Source organism: Streptomyces sp. CA-179760 (genome assembly GCF_050937045.1).
Lineage (GTDB): Bacteria > Actinomycetota > Actinomycetes > Streptomycetales > Streptomycetaceae > Streptomyces.
This window is the reverse complement of record NZ_JBNJLZ010000001.1, coordinates 1690423-1697500: the sequence shown is the minus strand read 5'-3', so window position 1 is coordinate 1697500 and position 7078 is coordinate 1690423. Positions and strand designations below refer to the sequence as shown.

Sequence of the window (7078 nt, the reverse complement as noted above, 5' to 3'; positions counted from 1 at the left end):
TGCATTTAGGTGCAGCGTCGTGTGTTTCTTGCCGGAGGTAGAGCACTGGATAGGCGATGGGCCCTACCGGGTTACTGACCTTAGCCAAACTCCGAATGCCGGTAAGTGAGAGCGCGGCAGTGAGACTGTGGGGGATAAGCTCCATGGTCGAGAGGGAAACAGCCCAGAGCATCGACTAAGGCCCCTAAGCGTACGCTAAGTGGGAAAGGATGTGGAGTCGCAGAGACAACCAGGAGGTTGGCTTAGAAGCAGCCACCCTTGAAAGAGTGCGTAATAGCTCACTGGTCTAGTGATTCCGCGCCGACAATGTAGCGGGGCTCAAGCGTACCGCCGAAGTCGTGTCATTGCGATATATACCCCCAACGGGGATCGTGATGGGTAGGGGAGCGTCGTCTGCCGGGTGAAGCAGCCGCGTAAGCGAGTTGTGGACGGTTGACGAGTGAGAATGCAGGCATGAGTAGCGATTCACACGTGAGAAACGTGTGCGCCGATTGACTAAGGGTTCCTGGGTCAAGCTGATCTGCCCAGGGTAAGTCGGGACCTAAGGCGAGGCCGACAGGCGTAGTCGATGGATAACCGGTTGATATTCCGGTACCCGCTGTGAAGCGTCAAACATCGAGCATCGTGATGCTAAGGCCGTGAAGCCGTTCCGGACCCTTCGGGGAAAGGAAAGTGGTGGAGCCGCCGAACCAAGCGGTTAGTAGGTGAGTGATGGGGTGACGCAGGAAGGTAGTCCATCCCGGGCGGTGGTTGTCCCGGGGTAAGGGTGTAGGCCGTGGTCTAGGTAAATCCGGATCACTTGTGGCTGAGACCTGATGCCGAGCCGATTGTGGTGAAGTGGATGATCCTATGCTGTCGAGAAAAGCCTCTAGCGAGTTTCATGGCGGCCCGTACCCTAAACCGACTCAGGTGGTCAGGTAGAGAATACCGAGGCGTTCGGGTGAACTATGGTTAAGGAACTCGGCAAAATGCCCCCGTAACTTCGGGAGAAGGGGGGCCACATCCGGTGATCCGATTTACTCGGTGAGCTGGGGGTGGCCGCAGAGACCAGCGAGAAGCGACTGTTTACTAAAAACACAGGTCCGTGCGAAGCCGTAAGGCGATGTATACGGACTGACGCCTGCCCGGTGCTGGAACGTTAAGGGGACCGGTTAGTCAAGATTCGTCTTGGCGAAGCTGAGAACTTAAGCGCCAGTAAACGGCGGTGGTAACTATAACCATCCTAAGGTAGCGAAATTCCTTGTCGGGTAAGTTCCGACCTGCACGAATGGCGTAACGACTTCTCGACTGTCTCAACCATAGGCCCGGTGAAATTGCACTACGAGTAAAGATGCTCGTTTCGCGCAGCAGGACGGAAAGACCCCGGGACCTTTACTACAGTTTGATATTGGTGTTCGGTTCGGCTTGTGTAGGATAGCTGGGAGACTTTGAAACTCGCACGCCAGTGTGGGTGGAGTCGTCGTTGAAATACCAGTCTGGTCGTGCTGGATGTCTAACCTGGGTCCGTGATCCGGATCAGGGACAGTGTCTGATGGGTAGTTTAACTGGGGCGGTTGCCTCCTAAAGAGTAACGGAGGCGCCCAAAGGTTCCCTCAGCCTGGTTGGCAATCAGGTGTTGAGTGTAAGTGCACAAGGGAGCTTGACTGTGAGACCGACGGGTCGAGCAGGGACGAAAGTCGGGACTAGTGATCCGGCGGTGGCTTGTGGAAGCGCCGTCGCTCAACGGATAAAAGGTACCCCGGGGATAACAGGCTGATCTTCCCCAAGAGTCCATATCGACGGGATGGTTTGGCACCTCGATGTCGGCTCGTCGCATCCTGGGGCTGGAGTCGGTCCCAAGGGTTGGGCTGTTCGCCCATTAAAGCGGTACGCGAGCTGGGTTTAGAACGTCGTGAGACAGTTCGGTCCCTATCCGCTGTGCGCGTAGGAATATTGAGAAGGGCTGTCCCTAGTACGAGAGGACCGGGACGGACGAACCTCTGGTGTGCCAGTTGTTCTGCCAAGGGCATGGCTGGTTGGCTACGTTCGGGAGGGATAACCGCTGAAAGCATCTAAGCGGGAAGCCTGCTTCGAGATGAGTATTCCCACCTCCTTGAGAGGGTAAGGCTCCCAGTAGACGACTGGGTTGATAGGCCGGATATGGAAGCACGGTAACGTGTGGAGTTGACCGGTACTAATAGGCCGAGGGCTTGTCCTCAGTTGCTCGCGTCCACTGTGTTGGTTCTGAAACCACGAACAGCCCCATGCCAGGTGATGGTGTGGTGCGGCAGTTCAACAGTTTCATAGTGTTTCGGTGGTTTTAGCGTTAGGGAAACGCCCGGTTACATTCCGAACCCGGAAGCTAAGCCTTTCAGCGCCGATGGTACTGCAGGGGGGACCCTGTGGGAGAGTAGGACGCCGCCGAACTCCTTTTAGAGCTCTGGCTCTTGGGCACACAGCCCGAGAGCCAGAGCTTTTTTGCGTTGAGGTAAGGTCAGTGAGCATCGTTGGCACGTTCCCACAGGAGGCCCCCGGGTGGAGGTTCAGGAGACTCGCGTCCAGACGGACCGTGTGCTCACCATCCCGAACATCCTCAGCATGGCTCGGCTCGTCGGCGTACCCCTCTTCCTGTGGCTGATTCTAAGGCCTGAGTTCGGTGGGCCCAAGAGTGATGGATGGGCCCTCCTGGTGCTGGCCCTGAGCGGTATCAGCGACTACCTGGACGGCAAGCTCGCTCGGCGCTGGAACCAGATCAGCAGTCTCGGCCGGCTTCTCGATCCGGCAGCGGACCGGCTCTACATTCTCTCGACTCTGGTCGGTCTCACCTGGCGTGAGATTCTGCCTCTTTGGTTGACCGCTGCACTTCTGGCGCGAGAGCTGGTTCTGCTGGTGATGGTGGGCATCCTCCGCCGTCATGGCTATCCGCCTCCCCAGGTGAACTTCCTGGGCAAGGCCGCCACCTTCAACCTGATGTATGCCTTCCCGCTGCTCCTGCTCAGTGACGACAGCGGGTGGATCTCGTCACTCGCTGCTATTTTCGGATGGGCGTTCGCCGGATGGGGTACAACGCTGTACTGGTGGGCAGGAGTCCTCTACGTGGTACAAGTCCGCCGCCTGGTCCGTGCGGACGCCATGGCCGACTGAACTTGCGGATTGGTCCCACCGTGGCTGTCCGATGGCCCGTGGTCGAAAAGTGGGGGACAATCCTGGCGGGGGAAGTCGGCTAGACCGTCGTCTGTTTAGAGGAGGACGCTTCCGACATGAAGGCCGTCGTGATGGCCGGAGGCGAAGGCACGCGTCTTCGCCCCATGACCTCAAGCATGCCCAAGCCGCTCCTGCCCGTGGCCAACCGCCCGATCATGGAGCACGTGCTGCGGCTGCTCAAAAGGCATGGGCTCCATGAAACAGTCGTTACTGTCCAGTTTCTGGCCTCGCTCGTCAAGAACTACTTCGGTGATGGCGAAGAGCTCGGGATGGAGCTGACCTATGCCAATGAGGAGAAGCCACTCGGTACCGCCGGAAGCGTCAAGAACGCCGAAGAGGCATTGAAGGACGATGCCTTCCTCGTCATCTCCGGCGATGCTCTGACCGATTTCGACCTCACCGAGCTCATCAATTTTCACAAGGAAAAGGGTGCGCTGGTCACTGTTTGTCTGACGCGTGTTCCCAATCCGTTGGAATTCGGCATCACCATTGTCGACGAGGAAGGCAAGGTGGAGCGCTTCCTCGAGAAGCCCACCTGGGGCCAGGTTTTCTCCGACACGGTGAACACCGGCATCTACGTGATGGAGCCCGAGGTCTTCGACTATGTCGAGCCCGATGTGCCCGTCGACTGGTCCGGTGACGTCTTCCCGCAGTTGATGAAGGAAGGCAAGCCCGTCTACGGCTACATTGCCGAGGGGTACTGGGAGGACGTCGGCACGCACGAGAGCTATGTGAAGGCGCAGGCCGACGTCCTGGAGGGCAAGGTCGACGTCGACATCGACGGATTCGAGATCTCCGCAGGCGTCTGGGTTGCCGAGGGCGCGGAGGTGCATCCCGACGCCGTGCTCCGCGGTCCTCTTTACATCGGGGACTACGCCAAGGTCGAGGCCGGGGCCGAGCTGCGTGAGCACTCCGTCGTGGGTTCCAACGTGGTGGTCAAGAGTGGTGCCTTTCTGCACAAGTCGGTCGTTCACGACAACGTCTACGTGGGGCCGCACAGCAATCTGCGCGGGTGCGTGGTCGGGAAGAACACCGACATCATGCGCGCGGCGCGGATCGAGGACGGGGCGGTCATCGGTGACGAGTGCCTGATCGGTGAAGAATCGATCGTCCAGGGCAATGTGCGGGTCTATCCGTTCAAGACCATCGAGGCCGGTGCCTTCGTCAACACCTCGGTCATCTGGGAGTCCAGGGGACAGGCGCACCTCTTCGGAGCCCGTGGTGTGTCCGGAATCCTGAACGTCGAGATCACGCCGGAGCTGGCCGTGCGGCTCGCCGGTGCCTATGCGACCACCCTGAAGAAGGGTTCGACCGTCACCACGGCCCGGGATCATTCGCGTGGCGCCCGTGCGCTGAAGCGGGCGGTGATCTCCGCGTTGCAGGCGAGCGCCATCGACGTACGGGATCTGGAGAACGTTCCGCTGCCCGTGGCCCGGCAGCAGACCGCGCGGGGCAGTGCGGGCGGGATCATGATCCGTACCACGCCCGGGGTGCCGGACTCCGTGGACATCATGTTCTTCGACGGGAACGGTGCCGACCTGTCGCAGGGCAGCCAGCGGAAGCTGGACCGGGTGTTCGCGCGGCAGGAGTACCGGCGGGCGTTCCCCGGTGAGATCGGGGATCTGTATTTCCCGGCCAGCGTCTTCGACTCGTACACCGGGTCGTTGCTGCGGAACGTCGACACGACGGGTATCTCCGAGTCCGGGCTGAAGGTCGTCGTGGACGCGTCCAACGGCAGCGCGGGACTCGTGCTGCCGAGTCTGCTCGGGAAGCTCGGTGTCGACTCGCTGACGATCAACCCCGGTCTGGACGAGTCCAGGCCGACGGAGACGGCCGACATGCGGCGGTCGGGGATGGTGCGTCTCGGGGAGATCGTGGCGTCCTCCGGTGCCGCCTTCGGGGTGCGGTTCGACCCGGTGGGTGAGCGGCTGTCCCTCGTCGACGAGAAGGGGCGCATCATCGAGGACGACCGGGCGCTGCTCGTGATGCTGGACCTCGTTGCCGCCGAGCGGCGTAGCGGCAGGGTCGCGCTCCCGGTGACCACGACCCGGATCGCCGAGCAGGTGGCGGCGTACCACGGGACCCAGGTCGAGTGGACGACGACCTCTCCCGACGACCTCACGCGCGTCGGTGGTGAGGAAGGGACGATCTTCGGCGGTGACGGCAAGGGCGGGTTCATCGTCCCCGAGTTCAGCAGCGTGTACGACGCCACCGCGGCCTTCGTACGGCTCATCGGGCTGGTGGCGCGGACGCAGCTCACGCTCAGCCAGATCGACGCCCGGATCCCCCGGGCGCACGTCCTGAAGCGGGACCTGGCGACCCCCTGGGCTGTCAAGGGCCTCGTGATGCGGCGGGTCGTCGAGGAGGCCGGAGACCGCTTCGTGGACACCACGGACGGTGTGCGTGTGGTCGAGACCGACGGGCGCTGGGTGATGGTGCTGCCCGATCCGGCTGAGGCCGTCACCCACCTGTGGGCCGAGGGGCCGGACGACGCCTCTGCCCAGGCACTGCTGGACGAGTGGTCGGCGGTCGTGGACAGCGCCGGCCGGTAGAACTGGCTGTACGCGTGCGTGCCGGACAAGTGTCCTCAACGGGGCCTGTCCGGCACGCCGGTGGGGCCGTTCGGAGGTAGTGGCCGCGACGTGCGACGATGTGCGGCATGCCGCAGCAACCCCCCATTCGGAGCACACCGACGCGGCCCCGGCGCCTGGATGCGTCCATGTCGTTGCTCACCAACGTCATGGACCACAGTCTCGACGACGGATATGCCGAGGCCGCCGAGCGGAAGAGGGCCGCGGGCGACGCCGGCATGCCGAAGACTCTCAGGGCGAAGCTGGGACTCGCGGTGGGCCTGGTGCTCGCCGCACTGATCGTGACCGTCGGAGCGGCACAGGCGCGCGTCGCCGCCCCCGTCGTCGCCAAGGAGCGGGAAGAGCTGGTCGACCGCATCGACCGGGAGAGTGAGACGGCGGACAAGCTGGAGGACTCCGTCGACGAGCTGCGTGCGGACGTGAGCGCCCGGCAGCGCGAGGCGTTGAAGCACAGTGGCAGCGCCGGGTCCGATCTGGTGGGCATCCTGTCCGGCGCTGCCGCGGTGCACGGTCCCGGCGTGAAGCTCGTGGTGAACGACGCCAAGGACACCGGTGCGGGCGGCGACGGCGACCCGCGCGAGGCCTCCGGGTTCTCGGACACCGGCCGGGTGCGTGACCGGGACATGCAGCGCGTGGTCAACGGGCTGTGGGAGTCGGGCGCCGAGGCCGTCTCCATCAACGGGCAGCGGCTGACGGCGCTGTCCGCGATCAGGGCCGCGGGGGACGCGATACTGGTCGACAACAAACCGCTGGTGCCGCCGTACACGGTGCTCGCGGTGGGGGACGGGCAGCGGCTGAGCACGCGGTTCCAGAACAGCGCGGACGGGTTGTATCTGAACGCGCTCCAGGAGAGCTACGGAGTCAGGACAGCCATCTCCGCGGAGGACGACCTCCGGCTGCCCGCCGCACCGAGCGTGATCGTACGTACAGCACAGCCGAGCACTGAGAAAAGCGAGAAGGGCACATCGTGATCGCCGTACTGGGCCTCGTCGTGGGAGTCGTGGCCGGCCTGTTGGTCCGGCCTGAGGTTCCGGCGGTGGTCGAGCCTTATCTGCCGATCGCTGTCGTGGCGGCGCTGGACGCCGTCTTCGGCGGTCTGCGCGCCATGCTCGACGGCATCTTCGACGACAAGGTCTTCGTGGTGTCGTTCCTGTCGAATGTGGTCGTGGCCGCGTTGATCGTGTTCCTGGGTGACAAGCTGGGGGTGGGCGCTCAGCTGTCCACCGGTGTGGTGGTCGTCCTGGGTATCCGGATCTTCTCCAATGCCGCGGCGATCCGCCGGCACGTGTTCCGGGCGTGAGGCC

4 protein-coding genes and 2 rRNA genes (1 of these 6 cut by a window edge) are annotated in these 7078 nt (G+C 62.9%); all 6 read left to right on the top strand.

The window, feature by feature from the left end; translation table 11 throughout:
- Positions 1 to 2197 (top strand): 23S ribosomal RNA (locus tag ACQEV8_RS07480) (it extends 924 nt beyond the left edge of the window).
- 92 nt (positions 2198 to 2289) lie between these two features.
- Positions 2290 to 2406: ribosomal RNA gene (rrf, locus tag ACQEV8_RS07475) — 5S ribosomal RNA — on the top strand.
- 108 nt (positions 2407 to 2514) lie between these two features.
- On the top strand, positions 2515 to 3123 hold the full coding sequence (locus ACQEV8_RS07470) for a CDP-alcohol phosphatidyltransferase family protein (RefSeq protein ID WP_432958377.1): 609 nt from the start codon (positions 2515 to 2517) through the stop codon (positions 3121 to 3123).
- A 116-nt stretch (positions 3124 to 3239) separates the two neighbouring features.
- On the top strand, positions 3240 to 5735 hold the full coding sequence (locus ACQEV8_RS07465) for a sugar phosphate nucleotidyltransferase (protein WP_432958375.1): 2496 nt from the start codon (positions 3240 to 3242) through the stop codon (positions 5733 to 5735).
- Positions 5736 to 5833: 98 nt separating this feature from the next.
- Positions 5834 to 6745: a DUF881 domain-containing protein gene (locus ACQEV8_RS07460; protein ID WP_432958373.1), complete on the top strand. Its 912-nt coding sequence runs from the start codon at positions 5834 to 5836 to the stop codon at positions 6743 to 6745.
- Positions 6742 to 7074, top strand: coding sequence for a small basic family protein (locus tag ACQEV8_RS07455; RefSeq protein ID WP_003988855.1), 333 nt, complete (start codon positions 6742 to 6744; stop codon positions 7072 to 7074). The genes ACQEV8_RS07460 and ACQEV8_RS07455 overlap by 4 nt, the downstream gene beginning before the upstream one ends.
- Positions 7075 to 7078: the final 4 nt, after the last annotated feature.